Source organism: Sphingobium tyrosinilyticum (assembly GCF_042654265.1).
Taxonomy (GTDB): Bacteria; Pseudomonadota; Alphaproteobacteria; order Sphingomonadales; family Sphingomonadaceae; genus Sphingobium; species Sphingobium tyrosinilyticum.
The window spans coordinates 212,380-228,800 of the sequence record NZ_JBHSFZ010000064.1; the positions used below are offsets into that span (position 1 = coordinate 212,380).

17 protein-coding genes and 1 tRNA gene are annotated in these 16,421 nt (G+C 60.9%); 9 read left to right on the forward strand and 9 right to left on the reverse strand.

Annotation, left to right across the window (positions count from 1 at the left end; all coding sequences use genetic code 11):
• Window positions 1-59: 59 nt before the first annotated feature.
• The 3 genes from ACFO3E_RS18440 (at window position 60) to ACFO3E_RS18450 (ending at window position 3,519) form a co-directional block, all read left to right on the forward strand.
• On the forward strand, window positions 60-398 hold the full coding sequence (locus ACFO3E_RS18440; protein ID WP_037466688.1) for a P-II family nitrogen regulator: 339 nt from the start codon (window positions 60-62) through the stop codon (window positions 396-398).
• A 101-nt stretch (window positions 399-499) separates the two neighbouring features.
• Window positions 500-1,912: a type I glutamate--ammonia ligase gene (gene glnA / locus ACFO3E_RS18445; protein ID WP_066523559.1), complete on the forward strand. Its 1,413-nt coding sequence runs from the start codon at window positions 500-502 to the stop codon at window positions 1,910-1,912.
• 554 nt (window positions 1,913-2,466) lie between these two features.
• Window positions 2,467-3,519 carry an NAD(P)H-dependent flavin oxidoreductase gene (locus ACFO3E_RS18450; RefSeq protein ID WP_066523557.1) on the forward strand — a complete coding sequence of 351 codons (1,053 nt, stop codon included), beginning with the start codon at window positions 2,467-2,469 and terminating at the stop codon, window positions 3,517-3,519.
• Here ACFO3E_RS18450 and ACFO3E_RS18455 read toward each other — a convergent pair.
• Together ACFO3E_RS18455 and ACFO3E_RS18460 are read right to left on the reverse strand one after the other, a co-directional pair.
• On the reverse strand, window positions 3,516-4,169 hold the full coding sequence (locus ACFO3E_RS18455; protein ID WP_066523556.1) for a histidine phosphotransferase family protein: 654 nt from the start codon (window positions 4,167-4,169) through the stop codon (window positions 3,516-3,518). The genes ACFO3E_RS18450 and ACFO3E_RS18455 overlap by 4 nt on opposite strands.
• Window positions 4,170-4,260: 91 nt before the next feature.
• Window positions 4,261-4,662 carry a M67 family metallopeptidase gene (locus tag ACFO3E_RS18460; protein WP_066523555.1) on the reverse strand — a complete coding sequence of 134 codons (402 nt, stop codon included), beginning with the start codon at window positions 4,660-4,662 and terminating at the stop codon, window positions 4,261-4,263.
• Window positions 4,663-4,679: 17 nt separating this feature from the next.
• Between ACFO3E_RS18460 and ACFO3E_RS18465 the strand changes: the two genes are divergently transcribed.
• Both ACFO3E_RS18465 and rpoH read left to right on the forward strand, forming a co-directional pair.
• Window positions 4,680-5,630, forward strand: coding sequence for an RluA family pseudouridine synthase (locus ACFO3E_RS18465; RefSeq protein ID WP_066523554.1), 951 nt, complete (start codon window positions 4,680-4,682; stop codon window positions 5,628-5,630).
• A 76-nt stretch (window positions 5,631-5,706) separates the two neighbouring features.
• Window positions 5,707-6,618 (forward strand): RNA polymerase sigma factor RpoH, encoded by a 912-nt coding sequence (gene rpoH / locus ACFO3E_RS18470; RefSeq protein ID WP_066523553.1) that lies wholly within the window; start codon window positions 5,707-5,709, stop codon window positions 6,616-6,618.
• A 57-nt stretch (window positions 6,619-6,675) separates the two neighbouring features.
• Here the strand turns inward: rpoH and ACFO3E_RS18475 are convergent, their stop codons facing one another.
• On the reverse strand, window positions 6,676-7,701 hold the full coding sequence (locus ACFO3E_RS18475; RefSeq protein WP_066523552.1) for a methyltransferase: 1,026 nt from the start codon (window positions 7,699-7,701) through the stop codon (window positions 6,676-6,678).
• 155 nt (window positions 7,702-7,856) lie between these two features.
• Between ACFO3E_RS18475 and mtgA the strand changes: the two genes are divergently transcribed.
• On the forward strand, window positions 7,857-8,552 hold the full coding sequence (mtgA, locus tag ACFO3E_RS18480; RefSeq protein WP_066523550.1) for a monofunctional biosynthetic peptidoglycan transglycosylase: 696 nt from the start codon (window positions 7,857-7,859) through the stop codon (window positions 8,550-8,552).
• 116 nt (window positions 8,553-8,668) lie between these two features.
• Here the strand turns inward: mtgA and clpX are convergent, their stop codons facing one another.
• The 5 genes from clpX to ACFO3E_RS18505 all read right to left on the reverse strand — a co-directional run bounded on the left by clpX (window position 8,669) and on the right by ACFO3E_RS18505 (window position 13,665).
• Entirely contained in the window at window positions 8,669-9,937 is a 1,269-nt protein-coding gene (gene clpX / locus ACFO3E_RS18485; RefSeq protein ID WP_066523548.1) for an ATP-dependent Clp protease ATP-binding subunit ClpX, read from the reverse strand.
• Window positions 9,938-10,069: 132 nt separating this feature from the next.
• Entirely contained in the window at window positions 10,070-10,705 is a 636-nt protein-coding gene (gene clpP, locus ACFO3E_RS18490) for an ATP-dependent Clp endopeptidase proteolytic subunit ClpP (protein ID WP_066523546.1), read from the reverse strand.
• A gap of 89 nt (window positions 10,706-10,794) precedes the next feature.
• Entirely contained in the window at window positions 10,795-11,772 is a 978-nt protein-coding gene (locus tag ACFO3E_RS18495; protein ID WP_066523544.1) for a glycosyltransferase family 2 protein, read from the reverse strand.
• A 133-nt stretch (window positions 11,773-11,905) separates the two neighbouring features.
• A complete protein-coding gene (tig, locus tag ACFO3E_RS18500) occupies window positions 11,906-13,513 on the reverse strand; it encodes a trigger factor (protein ID WP_066523542.1) in 1,608 nt (535 codons plus the stop codon).
• Between the two features lie 67 nt (window positions 13,514-13,580).
• Window positions 13,581-13,665, reverse strand: a tRNA-Leu gene (locus ACFO3E_RS18505).
• A 118-nt stretch (window positions 13,666-13,783) separates the two neighbouring features.
• Between ACFO3E_RS18505 and ACFO3E_RS18510 the strand changes: the two genes are divergently transcribed.
• The 3 genes from ACFO3E_RS18510 to ACFO3E_RS18520 all read left to right on the forward strand — a co-directional run bounded on the left by ACFO3E_RS18510 (window position 13,784) and on the right by ACFO3E_RS18520 (window position 15,668).
• The gene (locus tag ACFO3E_RS18510; RefSeq protein WP_082919509.1) at window positions 13,784-13,975 is read left to right on the forward strand and encodes a hypothetical protein; all 192 of its coding nucleotides are present in this window, start codon (window positions 13,784-13,786) and stop codon (window positions 13,973-13,975) included.
• Window positions 13,976-14,131: 156 nt separating this feature from the next.
• Window positions 14,132-14,731 (forward strand): RNA polymerase sigma factor, encoded by a 600-nt coding sequence (locus ACFO3E_RS18515; protein ID WP_066523540.1) that lies wholly within the window; start codon window positions 14,132-14,134, stop codon window positions 14,729-14,731.
• On the forward strand, window positions 14,655-15,668 hold the full coding sequence (locus ACFO3E_RS18520; RefSeq protein ID WP_066523538.1) for a FecR family protein: 1,014 nt from the start codon (window positions 14,655-14,657) through the stop codon (window positions 15,666-15,668). The genes ACFO3E_RS18515 and ACFO3E_RS18520 overlap by 77 nt, the downstream gene beginning before the upstream one ends.
• Here the strand turns inward: ACFO3E_RS18520 and ACFO3E_RS18525 are convergent.
• Window positions 15,665-16,363 (reverse strand): NAD-dependent deacylase, encoded by a 699-nt coding sequence (locus tag ACFO3E_RS18525; RefSeq protein WP_066523531.1) that lies wholly within the window; start codon window positions 16,361-16,363, stop codon window positions 15,665-15,667. The genes ACFO3E_RS18520 and ACFO3E_RS18525 overlap by 4 nt on opposite strands.
• Between the last annotated feature and the right edge of the window lie 58 nt (window positions 16,364-16,421).

Below are 16,421 nucleotides of genomic sequence, written 5' to 3' on the forward strand. Positions count from 1 at the left end.
GAAGGACTGGGCGGCGGGATATCCCGTCATCAAGCGCGCCTGTGGTTGGGATTAGAGTGATGAAAAAGATCGAAGCGATCATCAAGCCGTTCAAGCTCGACGAAGTGAAGGAAGCGCTGCACGAAGTGGGCGTGTCCGGCATCACGGTCACCGAAGCGAAGGGTTTCGGCCGTCAAAAGGGCCACACCGAACTCTATCGGGGCGCTGAATATGTCGTCGATTTCCTGCCCAAGGTGAAGCTGGAGGTTGTCGTCGATGATTCGCTGGCCGAACGGGTCGTGGAAGCGATCTCCGCAGCCGCGCAGACGGGCCGGATCGGCGACGGCAAGATCTTCATCACCTCGATCGAAGGCGCGGTTCGCATTCGCACCGGCGAACGCGACAGCGACGCCATCTAAAAACTCGACATTCCGTTTCCCGGCGGCTTCGCAAGGGGCCGGCGAACTGCAACATCCACTACCCCTTCGGGGGGGTATTTTTGAAAGAAGGGCAAGTTCACATGGCTAACACGCCAAAAGACATCCTGAAGATGATCGAAGAAAAGGAGATCGAATGGGTCGATGTCCGTTTCACCGATCCCAAGGGCAAGTGGCAGCACCTGACCATGGTCGCTTCGGTGCTGGGCGAAGATGAACTGACCCAAGGCCTGATGTTCGACGGTTCGTCGATCGAAGGCTGGAAGACGATCAATGAATCGGACATGATCCTGAAGCCCGACCTGGACGCCGTCTATGTCGATCCGTTCAGCGCCACGCCGATGCTGATCCTGTTCTGCGACATCGTGGAGCCGGACACGGGCGAACTCTACAGCCGCGACCCGCGCTCGACCGCCAAGCGCGCCGAGGCGTTCGTGAAGTCGGCCGGTTTCGGCGACACCGTCTATGTCGGCCCCGAAGCCGAATTCTTCATGTTCGACGATGTGCGCTTCGAGAATGATTACTCGCAGAGCTATTTCAAGATCGACGACATCGAACTGCCGACCAACACCGGCAAGGAATATGAAGGCGGCAACCTGGGCCACCGTCCGCGCGCCAAGGGCGGCTATTTCCCGGTCGCTCCGGTCGATCCGGCCACCGACATCCGCGCGGAGATGGTTTCGACCATGCTCGAAATGGGCCTGCCCTGCGACAAGCACCACCATGAAGTGGCCGCAGCCCAGCACGAACTCGGCCTGACCTTCGGTACGCTGGTCCAGACAGCCGACCGCATGCAGATCTATAAGTATGTCGTGTGGAACGTCGCCCAGGCCTATGGCAAGACCGCGACTTTCATGCCCAAGCCGATCGCGCAGGACAATGGTTCGGGCATGCACACCCACATGTCGATCTGGGAAGGCGGCAAGCCGCTCTTCGCGGGCGAAGGCTATGCCGGTCTGTCGGACACTTGCCTCTACTTCATCGGCGGCGTCATCAAGCATGCCAAGGCCCTGAACGCCTTCACCAACCCGACCACCAACAGCTACAAGCGTCTGGTGCCGGGCTTCGAAGCCCCGGTTCTGCTGGCCTATTCGGCGCGTAACCGTTCGGCTTCCTGCCGTATTCCTTACGGCGCGGGCGCCAAGGCGAAGCGCGTGGAATTCCGCTTCCCCGACGCGATGGCGAACCCCTATCTCTGCTATTCGGCTCTGCTGATGGCGGGTCTCGACGGCATCGAGAATAAGATCCATCCGGGCGCCGCGATGGACAAGAACCTGTACGACCTGCCGCCGGAAGAACTGAGCCAGGTTCCGACCGTCTGCGCGTCGCTGCGCGAAGCGCTGGACTCGCTGGCCGCGGACTACGACTTCCTGCTGAAGGGCGATGTGTTCACCAAGGACCAGATCGAAGCCTATATCGAACTGAAGTGGCCCGAAGTGTATCGCTGGGAAATGGCTCCCTCGCCGGTCGAATTCGACATGTATTACAGCTCCTGATCTCTGTCAGGAGTTGCAAAGGACAAGGGCCTGGTCGCGAAAGCGGCCGGGCCTTTTTCTTGGTTCGGCTGCAGTGGCGTGGACCTGTCCCTCCGACTGGACAAGGCCCAAATTGGCAAGGCGTCGGTTGAGTGATGTCCTATAACGACGCTCCTGGATCATATCGCCGCTTTAGCAAGGCTGTTCGCTTCATCTGTCCCTGAATTTGGGCTGGACGCGGGACGCCTCTTTATGCCGGAAGACGCGTCGTAGGGGCTGTTCACCTGTCGCAGCTGCTTGTGCTTGCTGGTCGGTGCTGGAGATGGCAACATCCCTACCTTAGCTTCGGCAGTCATTTCGTCGGCGGGCTATCTGTCCACCTCCATTGAATTGCCCAAAGGCGATCGACGAATTTGCAACGGCCTGGTCAGTAGGCGTAGCAATTGGGTGGCTGCGGGTGTTGAATACGGCAACGGCCCCAGAACTTTGCAAAAGGCCCTCGCCGCACCAAGTTCATGAGAAGGGCTGAAGCGCCAGCTATTGCGCGTTAGCGGTGAAAGACCGACAAACAAGTCATGCTGCTGACTGAGACATTGGGACTCGCCCACCCCATCATTCAGGCGCCGATGGCGGGAGTTTCGACGCCAGAGATGGCTGTTGCCGTTTGCGAGGCTGGTGCGCTTGGATCGATCGCGGTGGGAGCGAGCGATGCAACTGCTGCACGCGCAATGATCGCGGACGTGCAGAATCACACTGCCCGGCCTTTCAACGTCAATCTATTCGTTCATGCCCCCGCAACCCGCGATGTGGCGCGGGAAAATGCGTGGCTGGCAGAGCTGGCGCCGCTCTTTTTAGAACAGGGATCGCAAGCTCCAACCGAATTACGGGAAATCTACCGCAGCTTTGTCGAGGATGATGACATGCTCGCCATGCTGCTGGAACTGACGCCCGCCGTCGTGAGCTTCCATTTTGGACTGCCCGATGCGGCTCGCGTCGCCGCTCTCAAGCAGGCTGGCTGCATGTTGCTCGCTACGGTTACCAACTTGTCCGAAGCGATCGCAGCTGAGCAGGCGGGCATAGATGCCGTCGTGGCACAAGGTTATGAGGCGGGCGGCCATCGCGGCGTCTTCGATCCAGATGCGCCGGATGACCAACTTGGCACCTTCGCGCTCACCCGGCTACTGGTCGCAAAGTGCGGACTGCCAGTCATCGCAGCGGGCGGCATCATGGATGGGCAAGCTGTGCGTGCGGCGCTCAGCTTGGGCGCAGCGGCGGCACAACTTGGCACGGCGTTCATCGCTTGCCCGGAAAGCAGCGCCGACACATTCTACAGGGCAGCGCTAAGCGGCCCTTCAGCCCAACATACGCGTATGACCAGCGTGATATCAGGCCGGTCCGCACGCTGCCTGGAAAATCACTTCACTCGCTGGGGTGAAGAAGGCAGCCGCCTGCCGCCAGCCTATTCGATTGCCTATGATGCCGGAAAAGCATTGAACGCCGTGGCCAAGACGAACGGCGAAGGCGGCTACGGCGCACAATGGGCCGGGCAAGGCGCTCCACTCGCCCGCAGCCTTCCTGCGGCCGAGCTGATAGCCATCATCGCAGCAGAAATGAAAGATGCGCCTTAGCCCCGATCGGGGATAGAGGCGCCAAACAGCAACACCGCCTCACCCGCGGGCGAGAGGGCGATTTCGCCGCCGCCGCTGGTCACCAGGCTGCGAACCATCCATGCGGCGGCCGTTCTGGACGCCAGGCTTTCGGCAGGCAGCGTCCCTGCCAGGGCAGCGCGCAGGTCGGGGTCCAGCACCAGCTTGGGACCTTCGGCTCGCACGACGATCTCCGTAACGCCGGGGCGCTTTTCCGCGCCTATGTCCAACTGACCGCCACGCACCAGCGCATCGCCGGCGATCAAGGCGAGGTTCAGCAGCACCTTGACGGGCAGCTTGTCGAGCATGTCATCCTCGACAAGCCAGCCGATCTTGACCCGGCCCGACTGCGCAAACATGCCCTCAATCGCGACGCGGGCTTCATGCGTGGGCACGGCGTCGCCAAAGCCGCCTGCCGAACCGAAGGCCAGGCGGAAGAATTTAAGCTTGTTGGCGGACGTCTTGGCGCTGTCCCCCAACAGGTCGAGGCAACGCTGACGCATTTCCGGGTCGGTTTCGTCCGCCATCAACTCAAGGCCGTTGTTGAGCGCGCCCACCGGGCTCAACAGGTCGTGGCAGAGGCGCGAACAGAGCAGACTGGCAAATTCGATGCTGTCGGTCGGATTGGTCATGAAGGATGCTGCCGCCGGAAATGGACTGGAAGGATGACAGGCTAATGCGCTGCCAGGCTGGAGGATGCAACCCCGGCCTGCCGCCTTTGCCTCACATGATATCGAGCATCGCGCCTGTAAAGCTCACGCCGCCGCCTTCGGCAGCGCCCGCAGTCCAGAGCCGCGCCTCGCCTCCGCCCAGGATCAGCCACAGTCTGCCATCGGGCACGGCGCTGGCCACGTCCGTTCCCGAAGGCTCTGGATGGCCGCTAGGGTGGGAATGATAATGGCCAAGGATTGCAGGTCCGCCGCCACGCGCAGCCTTATGCGCGGCGAAGAGCGTTGCAGGGTCTATCTCGAACTGCCGCGCCGGTTCGGCGGCGACATTGGTAGCGGGACGCATTTCCGTGATCCGGCCTGGCTCACCGAGCAAGAGTCCGCAGACTTCCCGAGGATCAGCGGCGGCGAGGGACATGATTTGTTCCAGCAGCGATCTTGATATTCCGACCTTCATTCCTACATGCTTAACCAATGGGTTCGGGGGATTCCATCATCGAAACGACGATTGGCGAAGCGCAGCATGGGCTTCGGCTCGACAAGGCGCTGGCCGACCTGCTGCCTGAGCTTTCGCGCGAGCGGTTGAAGAGCCTGATCGTCGAGGGTCAGGTGACCGCGCAGGGTCGCGCGCTTAATCCTTCGATGAAGGTCATGGCCGGACAAGCCTTCGCCATTACCCTGCCCCCTCCTGTGGAAGCCGAAGCAGTGGCACAGGATATTCCACTCAACATCGTACATGAAGATGCGGACCTGATTGTCATCGATAAGCCTGCCGGGCTGGTCGTGCATCCTGCCGCAGGCAATCTGGATGGAACGCTGGTCAACGCCCTGCTGCATCATTGCCGGGGACAGCTGTCGGGCATCGGCGGCGTGGCGCGTCCCGGCATCGTCCATCGCATCGACAAGGATACTTCCGGGCTTCTGGTCGTTGCTAAATCGGACAAGGCTCATGAGGGCCTCGCTCAGCAATTCAAAGCGCATAGCATCGATCGCCTTTATGCCGCGATCGTCTATGGTATACCGCAGCCCGGCGCTGGCACGATTGATACCTGGATCGGCCGATCGGACTCCGACCGCAAGAAGATGGCGGTACATCGAGAAGGACGGGGCAAGCACGCCATCACCCATTATCGCGTCCTGGACCGGCTTCGCGGCGCAGCGCTGGTCGAATGCAGGCTGGAAACCGGGCGGACGCATCAGGTTCGCGTGCATATGGCGCATCTGGGCCACCCCTTGATCGGCGACCCGGTTTACGGTAGAGACAGAAAAGGTTTCAAATCAATACTGGAAACGATAGGTTTCAAAAGGCAGGCATTGCACGCGAAACGGCTGGGGTTCATACATCCGGTGACGGGGCAAAATCTCAGCTTTGACAGTGCACTGCCTATCGACATGCAGGAACTGTTAAGCGAGCTTCTCGTATAGGTTTTGACAAGTTTGCGACGGTGCATCGGACGCCTACTCAGGGTCCCGCCGCGCATGAAAGGAAGGGTGAAGCGACATGGCTGATAAAAGCAATGTCCCCGCGGTTCCGACGCTGGGCGGTGAAGCCAGCCTCAACCGCTATCTGTCGGAAATCCGCAAGTTTCCGATTCTGACGCCCGAGCAGGAATATATGCTCGCCAAGCGTTATGCCGAACATCAGGACCCTGAGGCGGCGGCGCAGCTGGTGACGTCGCACCTGCGGCTCGTCGCCAAGATCGCCATGGGTTATCGCGGCTATGGCCTGCCGGTCAGCGAGCTGATCAGCGAGGGCAATATTGGCCTGATGCAGGGCGTGAAGAAGTTCGAGCCCGATCGCGGCTTCCGCCTGGCGACCTACGCCATGTGGTGGATCCGCGCGTCCATCCAGGAATTCATTCTCCGCAGCTGGTCGCTCGTCAAGATGGGCACCACCGCGGCGCAGAAGAAGCTGTTCTTCAACCTTCGCCGGATGAAGAATAACATCGAAGCGTTCGAGGATGGCGACCTGCATCCCGATGATGTCAAGAAGATCGCGACCGATCTGGGCGTTTCCGAGGAGGACGTGATCTCCATGAATCGCCGCATGGCGATGGGCGGCGACACGTCGCTCAACGTGCCCATGCGCGAGGATGGCGAGGGCCAGTGGCAGGATTGGCTGGCCGACACCGATCCGCTGCAGGATGAGCGCGTCGCGGACGAGCAGGAAAAGACGCTGCGTCACGATATGCTGGTCGAAGCGATGGATGACCTTAACGACCGGGAGAAGCATATCCTGGCCGAGCGACGTCTCGCCGAAGAGCCCAAGACGCTGGAGGAACTGAGCCAAGTCTATGGCGTGTCGCGCGAGCGCGTGCGCCAGATCGAGGTCCGCGCCTTTGAAAAGCTGCAGAAGGCGATGATGCGGATTGCTGGCGACCGGATCGGCAAGATGCGGCTGGCCTTGGCCTGACAGGCGCACAATGGAATGAGAGAGGCCCCGGAGCGATCCGGGGCTTTTTTCTTGGTGCTATTTATAGGCAATGGCGGCACTGGCCGGACCGACGAGCGGCATGATCTCGCACCGGGAAAAGCCCGCCTCAAGACACCATTGGCGGAAATCGGCTCCAGTGAAGTCGAACGCCTCGCCAAATTCGATCAGCATGTTGAGTGACATCAAAAGGCCGAAGACGTTCCGCCGCCGCTCGTCGTCTATGATATTCTCGATCGCCACGAAGGCGCCGCCGTCCGGCAGAGCGCGATAAGCCTTGGCGATGAGCATCTTCTTCGCGTCGAGATTCCAGTCGTGCAGGATCATGCCCATGGTGATGATGTCTGATGCGGGAAACTCATCGTCGAAAAAGTCTATGGAGCCAGCCTTTACCCGGTCGCCCAACCCCGCCTCGCTGATGCGCCGCTCGGCAATCGGCTGAACCACGGGCAGGTCGTAAGAGGCGCAACGCATATGAGGATGATGCCCGGCCACGAAGCAGGAAAGCTGCGCCGTCGCCCCTCCGATATCGACCAGCATATGATAAGGGCTGAAGTCGAATTTTTGGGCGAAGGTCTCGAAGTTCGCCATCGACACCCCGCTCATGGCATCCATGAACTGCTCGAGCCGCGCGGGATCGGCATAAAGGGAAGCGAACATGGACCGGCCGGACAGCTTGATCTCGTTCTGCGGCCTGCCGGTCTTCAGCGCGGTGGTGAGGTCCGCCCAGAAACGGAACAGCCGGGCCGCAGCCATCTCGAGGATGCCGCCAATATAGTCAGGGCTTCCCCGATCCAGGAAAGCCCCGGTCGCCGCCGTATTGGCATAGAGCCCATCGGGGCCGTCGCCCTGCCGTTCCAGCAGTCCAAGAGAGACCAGCGCATCGAGGAAATCATAGGTGGCCCGCGGATGGAGGCCTAATGCCTGCTCCAGCTGAGGGCCGGTCTTCGGCCCGTTGGCGAGTTCCGTGAAAAGGCCAAGTTCGACCGCGCTGAGCAACGTCCTCGATGCCCAGAAACCCATGCCAATTTGCAGGATATGGTCGGGTGAAATATCGGAGCGCATAGACTCTCCTCTGCGTGATGCAGGCTTGGCGAGGCGGCAGCGACCCTTTTCCCGGAGTATAGCATGGATTGCGCCTGACGCGTACGTCAATCACGGGTGAGCTTTAGCTGCATCCTGTAGCTTGAACCCACGCGCGATCGCGTTACGACGGGCGCATGAGCCCCTCCTCCGCTACGCCCCGCCGCCGTTCCGGCTGGATTCGCATCATTTTCAAGATCATCGGCGGCTTCATCGCGCTGTCTCTTCTGTTGGTGCTGGTTTATCGCTTTGTGCCGCCGCCTGTGACGCTGACGATGTTGTTCGACCCGCATGGTATCACCAAGGACTGGGTAAGCCTGGACGAGATTGATCCGGACATGGCGCGGGCAGCGATCGCGGGCGAGGACAGCCGCTTTTGCAGCCATCACGGCTTTGACGCGGTCGCGATCGCCCAGGCCATGCGCCACAATGCGAGCGGTGGACGCATCCGCGGCGGATCGACCATCAGCCAGCAGACGGCGAAAAATGTCTTCCTGTTCCAAGGTGGAGGCTTCGTCCGCAAAGGGTTTGAAGCCTGGTTCACGATGTTGATCGAGGCGATTTGGGGCAAGCGGCGGATTATGGAAGTATATCTGAACGTCGCCGAGACGGGCATCGGCACCTATGGTGTGCAGGCGGGCGCGATGCGCTATTTCCATCATGGCGCGGGGCGACTGAGCCGCGCGGAAGCCGCAAGGATCGCTGCGGTGCTGCCATTGCCCAAGAAGCGGGCTGCGATCGCGCCAAAGGGGTTCACCCGACGCTATGGAAACAGCATCACGAGCCGGATCGGCATTGTACAGCGGGATGGGTTGGACGAGTGCGTGCGGTGAGGTGGCTAACTGCGCGCTAGGCCGCGCGGGTCCGCGGCGACCGGGAGCACGGAATATAAAAAGCCCCGCCGGATTTCATCAGGCGGGGCTTTTTTGCAGATATAGCGAAGTTGCGATCAAGCGGCGTCTTCGGCGCGCTTGTCCTTTTCGCTGAAGACGCGGATCGGCTCCTTGGTGCCGGCGACGACATCCTTATCGACGACCACCTCGCCAACGCCTTCCATGGAAGGCAGATCGAACATGGTGTCGAGCAGGATCGATTCCAGGATCGAGCGCAGGCCGCGCGCGCCCGTCTTACGTTCAATGGCCTTCTTCGCAATCGCGGTCAGCGCGTCGTCGGTAAAGCTGAGTTCGACATTCTCCATGTCGAACAGCTTGCCATATTGCTTGACCAGCGCGTTCTTCGGTTCGACCAGGATCTTGACCAGGGCGGTCACATCCAGGTCTTCCAGCGTCGCGATGACAGGCAGACGGCCGACAAATTCCGGAATAAGGCCGAACTTCAGCAGATCTTCCGGTTCGCTCTGACGCAGAAGTTCGCCGGTCTTGCGCTCTTCGGGCGCAGCGACATGCGCGCCAAAGCCGATCGACTTGGCTTCCAGACGGTCGCCGATGATCCGTTCCAGACCCGCGAACGCGCCGCCGCAGATGAACAGGATGTTCGTGGTATCGACCTGCAGGAATTCCTGCTGCGGATGCTTGCGCCCACCCTGCGGTGGCACGCTGGCGGTTGTGCCTTCCATCAGCTTGAGCAGCGCCTGCTGCACACCTTCGCCCGACACGTCACGCGTGATCGACGGGTTTTCCGCTTTGCGGCTGATCTTGTCGATTTCGTCGATATAGACGATCCCGCGCTGCGCCTTTTCGACATTATAGTCGGAAGCCTGAAGCAGCTTGAGGATGATATTCTCGACATCCTCACCGACATAGCCCGCCTCGGTCAGCGTCGTGGCGTCGGCCATGGTGAAGGGCACGTCGAACGTCTTGGCCAGCGTCTGCGCCAACAGAGTCTTGCCGCAGCCGGTCGGCCCGACGAGCAGGATGTTGGACTTGGCCAGTTCCACCTCACCCGGCTTGGTGCCATGGTTGAGGCGCTTGTAATGGTTGTGAACAGCGACCGACAGGACACGCTTCGCCCGGTTTTGGCCGATCACATAATCGTCCAGCACATCGCAAATTTCCTGCGGGGTCGGTACGCCGCCATCCTTCTTACCGACGAGACCGCCCTTGGTCTCTTCGCGGATGATGTCGTTGCACAGCTCCACGCACTCGTCGCAGATGAACACGGTCGGCCCCGCAATCAGCTTCCGCACCTCATGCTGCGACTTGCCGCAGAAGGAGCAGTAAAGCGTGCTTTTTGAATCGGAGCCTGTAAGCTTAGTCATTCGCCAATCTTTCCTCCCTGCCCTTCGCGATAACCGCCGCTGGCGAGGGATGTTCTGGTCCTAGGATCATCCTAGACCGCGTCACGCCGGTTTCACAAGGGGAGAAAACGGCGCGCGCGATTAAGATCCATGTTAACTTTCTGCCGTCTCGGGGGCGGCCGGACGACGATCAAACACCTCATCCACCAGGCCGAACGTCTTTGCTTCGTCCGCTTCCAGGAAAGTGTCGCGATCCATTGCCTTCTCGACCTCTTCCAGAGACCTGCCGGTATATTTGACATAGAGGTCGTTCAGGCGACGGCGAATCCTAAGGATTTCCTTGGCCTGGATCTCGATGTCGGACGCCATGCCCTGCGCGCCGCCGGACGGCTGATGCACCATGATGCGCGCGTTGCTGAGCGCGATGCGCTTGCCCGGTTCACCGGCGGCCAGAAGGAAGCTGCCCATGGAGGCGGCCTGGCCGATACATACCGTGCCGACCTGCGGACGAATATATTTCATCGTGTCGTGGATCGCCATGCCGGCCGTCACCACGCCGCCGGGCGAATTGATGTACATCCAGATGTCCTTCTTCGGATTTTCCGACTCGAGGAACAGCAGCTGGGCGACGATCAGTGACGCCATATGATCTTCAACCTGGCCGGTCACGAAAATGATCCGTTCGCGCAGCAGGCGGGAGAAAATATCGAAACTGCGCTCGCCGCGGTTCGACTGTTCGATAACGATAGGAACCAGCGCGGCCATAGGATCAGACATGATATCGGTCATTTTGCTCTTTCAGGGTGATTTTTGCCCGGTCTCTACATCGGCACAAAAGCGAACCGGTTCAAGGGGTCCTGTGAAGACCAGACGCAGCTTCAACCACGCGGTCCAAAATCGGACGGTGCGCGGAAGGTCAGATAGGCGAGCCGCCGCACTTCCCGGCGCCCACGCACGACCGTGTCGAGGATCAGGCCGCACATGCCCGACAGCGTTGCCAGGATCATGAGGCCGGTGACCAGGATGGCGGTGGGAAAGCGGGGAACGAGGCCAGTATCGAGATAGGTGACGATGAGAGGGACAGCCAAGGCCAGCCCGGTCGCGGCGAGCAGCACGGCGATGATGCCAAAGAAGAGGATGGGCTTTTCGATCCGGAAGAGCGTGAAGATGGTCCGCAAGATACGCCACCCATCGCGATAGGTGGAAAGCTTGCTGACCGATCCTTCCGGCCGCGCGCCATAGGCAGTCATGACCTCGGCCACCGGCATGGCGAGTTCAAGGGCATGAACGCTGATCTCGGTTTCGATCTCGAACCCGGCGGAGAGGACCGGGAAGCTTTTGACGAAGCGGCGCGAAAAGACGCGATAGCCGGACAAAATATCGGTGAAGCTGCGGCCGAAAAGCTGTTTGAGCAGGGTGGTGAGCGCCCAATTGCCGAAGCGGTGTCCACGGCGATAGGCTTCCTCGACCTCGCTCCTGCGCGCGCCGACGACCATATCCAGATTGTCGTCCAGCATAGCGGCGACGAGCCGGGGCGCCGCCGCAGCCTCATAGGTCGCGTCTCCGTCCGCCATGACATAGATGTCGGCATCCACGTCGGCGAACATGCGGCGGACGACATGGCCCTTCCCCTGCTGAGCCACGCGACGGACGATCGCGCCCGCGTTTGCGGCGAGTTCGCGGCTACCGTCCGTGCTGTTGTTGTCGAAGACATAGATGTCGGCTGTTGGCAGCGCGCCGCGGAACTCCTCCACCGTCCGCACGATCGCTCCCGCTTCATTATAGCAGGGAAGGATGATGGCGATGCGCGGGCCTTCAACCCCCTGCCCGCTTGCCACTGCCGGAAATTCCTTCATCAGCCCCACACCTTCCGCCGAACGTCCTTTCGCATGGACGGCCGAGATTAATATTTCGTCTGTCACTCACCAAAGGAAAAGCGCCCGCGCTTCCATCGAAGCCGGGCGCTCGTCCGTTCAGGCCGTGACGACCTTATTCAGCCTTGGCAGCAGCCTTCTTGGCAGGAGCCTTCTTCGCCTTGGGCTTTTCCTCGGCGGCAGGTTCAACAGCCACGGCCTCTTCCTTCTTGGCGGCGGCCTTCTTTGCCGGAGCCTTTTTGGCGGGCGCTTCGTCGGCAGCTTCAGCAGCAGGCGCCTCTTCAGCCTCAGCCGCCTTCTTCTTTGGAGCAGCCTTCTTCGCCTTGGGCTTGTCACCATGATCGTGATGATCATGGCCGCAACCCGGACCATGGACGTGCGGCTTCAGGTCGCCATCTTCCGCCTCGATCGCGGCTTCCAGCTCTTCCCGGCTGACGGCGCGGTCGGTGACTTCGGCCTTGTCGAACAGGAAATCGACGACCTTGTCCTCATAAAGCGGAGCGCGCAGTTGGGCAGCGGCCATCGGGTCCTGGCGGACATATTGAACGAAACGCTCACGATCCTGCGGGCTGTACTGCTGAGCGGCCTGCATGATGAGGCGGCTCATTTCCTGATCGGAAATGACGACGCCGTTAGCCTGACCGATTTCCGAAAGCAGCAGGCCGAGGCGGACGCGACGCACGGCAATGGCGCGATAGTCTTCCTTCTCGGCTTCCATCTCGGCGAGGGCAGCGGCCGGATCTTCCTCATGGCCCGCTTCGTGCTGAAGCTGCGCCCAAATCTGGTTGAATTCAGCGTCCACCATGCTCGGCGGCACGTCGAAATCATGGGCAGCGGCGAGCTGGTCGAGCAGCTTGCGCTTCATATAGGTGCGGGTCAGGCCGTTATGTTCCTGCTCAATCTGGCCCTTCAGCAGCTCCTTGAGCTTGTCGAGACCTTCCAGGCCCAGCGACTTGGCGAAATCATCGTCCAGCTTGGGCTTGTCGGCGTTCAGGATCGACTTGACGGTGACGTCGAAGGTCGCAGCCTTGCCAGCGAGGTGCGCGGCGCCATAATCCTCGGGGAAGGTGACGGTGATCGTCTTCTCTTCGCCCTTCCTGACGCCGGTCAGCTGCTCTTCAAAGCCGGGGATGAACTGGCCCGAACCGATCTTCAGCTTCACATCTTCGGCCGAACCACCTTCAAAGGCTTCGCCGTCGATCTTGCCGACGAAATCGATGGTCAGGGTATCGCCGTCCTTGGCCTTGTGGCTGGCGGGATGCTCTTCCAGAGCGCCCTGTTGGGTCGCGATACGGCCCGCAGCTTCATCAACCTGCGATTCGGCGACCTCTACGGTCAGGCGTTCCAGCTTCAGACCTTCAATGCTGGGAGCCGCGATTTCGGGCAGCACTTCCAATGCGACCTTCACTTCGGCGTCCTTGCCAAATTCGAAACCTTCGTCGAGCTCGACGGAAGGCTGCATCGCCGGACGCAGCTTGTTATCGGCGATCAGCTTCTGGATGCTTTCCTGGATCGAGTTGTTGAGCGCATCGCGCTGCAGCGACTCACCGTGCATCTTCTTGACGAGGTTGGCGGGAACCTTGCCAGGGCGGAAGCCGGGCATGCGCACCTGCGGCGCGATCGATGCCACTTCCTTTTCGACGCGGGCGTCGATGTCCTTCGACGTGATGGTCACGGTGTAGGCGCGCTTCAGGCCCTCGTTCAACGTCTCGACAGTCTGCATCTCTTCTCTCAAACGCTTTCTTCAGCTGAATTCAGGTGGCGCCTGACATGATTTGGGCCTGGCGCACTGGTGCGGGCGAAGGGACTCGAACCCCCACATCTTGCGATACCAGAACCTAAATCTGGCGCGTCTACCAGTTTCGCCACGCCCGCATCGGCCGCCGGTCGGCGCGGCATAGAGAAAAGCATCCGGGGAGGCAAGCAATTGTGGATAAGTGTTGCGGGAACCCATGCAAGGGCCGCGCGTAGCCCTGTCATAAAGGAGAGACGCATGGCCACGCAGCCCGATCCAGAACCTATCGGCGTTCCGCCTCCGGACACGATCCAACCGCAATCGCCGCCGGAATCCCCTCCCCCTAGCACGCCCGACGAAACGCCAGGCGGAGAACCTCCCGGATTCGTTCCGAACCAGCCTGATTATGATCAGCCGGACCGTTCGATCCCCGAACTGCCGCCAGACTGACGCTATGCCCCACAGTTTTTCTGCAACAGCGAAAAGTTTTTTTCGCTGGTTGATCGAGATCGCGTGGCGCGCGCTGGACAGCCCCCTGCAAGCATGATTGAACTATGACAAATAAAAGAAAGCGGGAGAGGCGCGGCTGACATCAAGGGGGTCAACGTGCATCGAGTTCGCGCCAAACTGGATTGGTTCAAGACTGTCATCTTGCCACAGGAAGCCGCACTGCGCGGGCGCCTTCGCAGGATACTTCCCTCCACCCATGAACTGGACGACATGGTCGCCGAGGTCATGGCCAGGGCCTATGCCACGGAAAACTGGGAAAATGTGACAACTGGCCGGGCCTATCTGTTCACCATCGCCCGTAACCTCGTCATCGACACGGCGCGGCGAAACAAGGTGGTGAGCTTTGAGACCATCGCCGATCTGGAACTGCTGCAGGGCGACAATAATGTCGAGGCGCAGTTGCATGCCCGCGAAGCGCTGCGTCAGGTCGAGGCCATCGTCGAATCGCTGCCCACCCAGTGCCGCAGGGTTTTCATTCTTCGCCGCATTCACGAAAGATCGATGCTGGAAATAGCGGCGGAGATGTCCCTGTCCGTTTCTACAGTTGAAAAACATCTGGCCAAAGCCATCGCTATAGTTATGCGGGCTTGGGCAGAACGTGAGGAAACGGATTTCGAACGTGCAAGCGTCGGGGCCAGGATCAAGCAGCAGGGACGAGATCGAGGCGGAAGCCGCGCGCCTGCTGGCCAGGCTTAACAGCGACCCCTCGCCAGAAGACGAAGCAGCGCTTTGCGCCTGGGTCGAAGCTGACCCGCGCCATGCCGTCGCCTTCGCCCGTGCCGAAGCTGCATGGGAAGCCGCCGAGCGGCTGAAAAGCGCGGCCGCCGAGGTCACGTTGCCGCCGATGGCGGAAATCGTCAGCGAAGAACAGCAGCGCCGCCTGTCGCGCAACATCATGATCGCCGCTGCGGTGGCGCTTGTCCTGTTCATTCTCGCGGCCATCGTCACGGTGCAGACGTTCAACGACGTCGATCGGTATGAAACGCGAATCGGTGAGATCCGCACAATCGCCTTGGCGGACGGATCGCGCCTTCATCTCAACAGTGACAGCGCCGCAGAGGTGCGCTTCACGAAAAATGGCCGCAAGGTCCGCCTGCTGAAAGGCGAGGCGTCGTTCGATGTGACACATGACCCGCAGCGCGCTTTCGAGGTTGAAGCGCGGTCAGCCTTGGTCCGCACGATCGGCACCAGCTTTAACCTGCGCCTGCGCCCTGCGCTTATTGAGCTGACCGTGACTCAGGGTGCTGTCACAGTCCGCTGCGGCAATCACTCACCCCGTCGTGTTTCCGCTGGTAACGGCGCAGTGCTGCAACCGCGCAGCCTGGTCCTGACTCACCTGGACCCAAGAGTGATACGCCAACGCACCGCCTGGCGCCGCAAACTGGTCCATCTGGAAGGCGAGACGATCGAACAGGCGGCGGGCGAATTCAACCGCTACCGCGCCGCGCCCATCCTGATCGGCGATCCGCGGGTGTCATCACTACGCATCGGCGGCCAGTTCCATATCGCCGACAGCGGCAAATTCCTGTCGGCTCTCCAATCCCGCCTGCCGGTCAGGATTGTGGACGGCGAGGACGGATCGGTCATGCTGCTCTACCGTGACCTCCCGGCTCGGGCGAATAGCGGCAACTAGCTCAGCAAATCTCGGACGAGGGCGGGCACAAGTTGGCTCGCCGGTCCGATCCGGCTTTCCTCGAAATAGAAGCTTCCAGCGGACGGCTCCAGATTGAGTTCCAACGTCCGGGCGCCCGCGTGGCGTGCGGTCTGGACAAAGCCCGCAGCAGGATAGACGGCGCCGGAGGTGCCAATCGACACGAACAGATCGGCGCGCCGGAGCGCATGATCTATCGCTTCCATCTCATACGGCATCTCGCCGAAGAAGACGATGTCGGGACGCAGGCTCGGTTGGCCGCAACCGGTGCATTTCGTGCTGGGGGGCAACGGATCGGGCCAAGGCGCTGCCCTGCCGCAAGCTGCGCACAGCGCCGACCGCAATTCCCCGTGCATGTGGATCAGGCGCCTCGCTCCGGCTCTTTCATGCAGGTCATCGACATTCTGCGTGACGATCAGCAACTCGCCCGGCCACTGCGCATCGAGCGCGGCAAGCGCCTGATGCGCGGGGTTGGGCTCGACCTCATGCAGCTTGGCCCGCCGCTCATCATAGAATCGATGCACTAGAGCAGGGTTGCGTGCGAGCGCCTCTGGCGTGCAGACATCTTCCACATGATGCCCTTCCCACAGGCCATCAGGCCCGCGGAAGGTGGCGAGGCCGCTTTCGGCGGAAATGCCTGCACCCGTCAGGATCACGATATTGGCGATGTCGTCCATGATCCGACCCTATCCCGCAGCGTCCGTCCTCTGCAAGCACGGCTCCTCCCCATGCTTG

Excerpts from the sequence above, each read along its gene's own strand:
- ACFO3E_RS18440 (WP_037466688.1), top strand. The coding sequence starts at position 60 with ATGAAAAAGATCGAAGCGATCATCAAGCCGTTCAAGCTCGACGAAGTG.
- glnA (WP_066523559.1), top strand. The coding sequence starts at position 500 with ATGGCTAACACGCCAAAAGACATCCTGAAGATGATCGAAGAAAAGGAG.
- ACFO3E_RS18450 (WP_066523557.1), top strand. The coding sequence starts at position 2,467 with ATGCTGCTGACTGAGACATTGGGACTCGCCCACCCCATCATTCAGGCG.
- ACFO3E_RS18455 (WP_066523556.1), bottom strand. The coding sequence starts at position 4,169 with ATGACCAATCCGACCGACAGCATCGAATTTGCCAGTCTGCTCTGTTCG.
- ACFO3E_RS18460 (WP_066523555.1), bottom strand. The coding sequence starts at position 4,662 with ATGAAGGTCGGAATATCAAGATCGCTGCTGGAACAAATCATGTCCCTC.
- ACFO3E_RS18465 (WP_066523554.1), top strand. The coding sequence starts at position 4,680 with ATGGGTTCGGGGGATTCCATCATCGAAACGACGATTGGCGAAGCGCAG.
- rpoH (WP_066523553.1), top strand. The coding sequence starts at position 5,707 with ATGGCTGATAAAAGCAATGTCCCCGCGGTTCCGACGCTGGGCGGTGAA.
- ACFO3E_RS18475 (WP_066523552.1), bottom strand. The coding sequence starts at position 7,701 with ATGCGCTCCGATATTTCACCCGACCATATCCTGCAAATTGGCATGGGT.
- mtgA (WP_066523550.1), top strand. The coding sequence starts at position 7,857 with ATGAGCCCCTCCTCCGCTACGCCCCGCCGCCGTTCCGGCTGGATTCGC.
- clpX (WP_066523548.1), bottom strand. The coding sequence starts at position 9,937 with ATGACTAAGCTTACAGGCTCCGATTCAAAAAGCACGCTTTACTGCTCC.
- clpP (WP_066523546.1), bottom strand. The coding sequence starts at position 10,705 with ATGACCGATATCATGTCTGATCCTATGGCCGCGCTGGTTCCTATCGTT.
- ACFO3E_RS18495 (WP_066523544.1), bottom strand. The coding sequence starts at position 11,772 with ATGAAGGAATTTCCGGCAGTGGCAAGCGGGCAGGGGGTTGAAGGCCCG.
- tig (WP_066523542.1), bottom strand. The coding sequence starts at position 13,513 with ATGCAGACTGTCGAGACGTTGAACGAGGGCCTGAAGCGCGCCTACACC.
- ACFO3E_RS18510 (WP_082919509.1), top strand. The coding sequence starts at position 13,784 with ATGGCCACGCAGCCCGATCCAGAACCTATCGGCGTTCCGCCTCCGGAC.
- ACFO3E_RS18525 (WP_066523531.1), bottom strand. The coding sequence starts at position 16,363 with ATGGACGACATCGCCAATATCGTGATCCTGACGGGTGCAGGCATTTCC.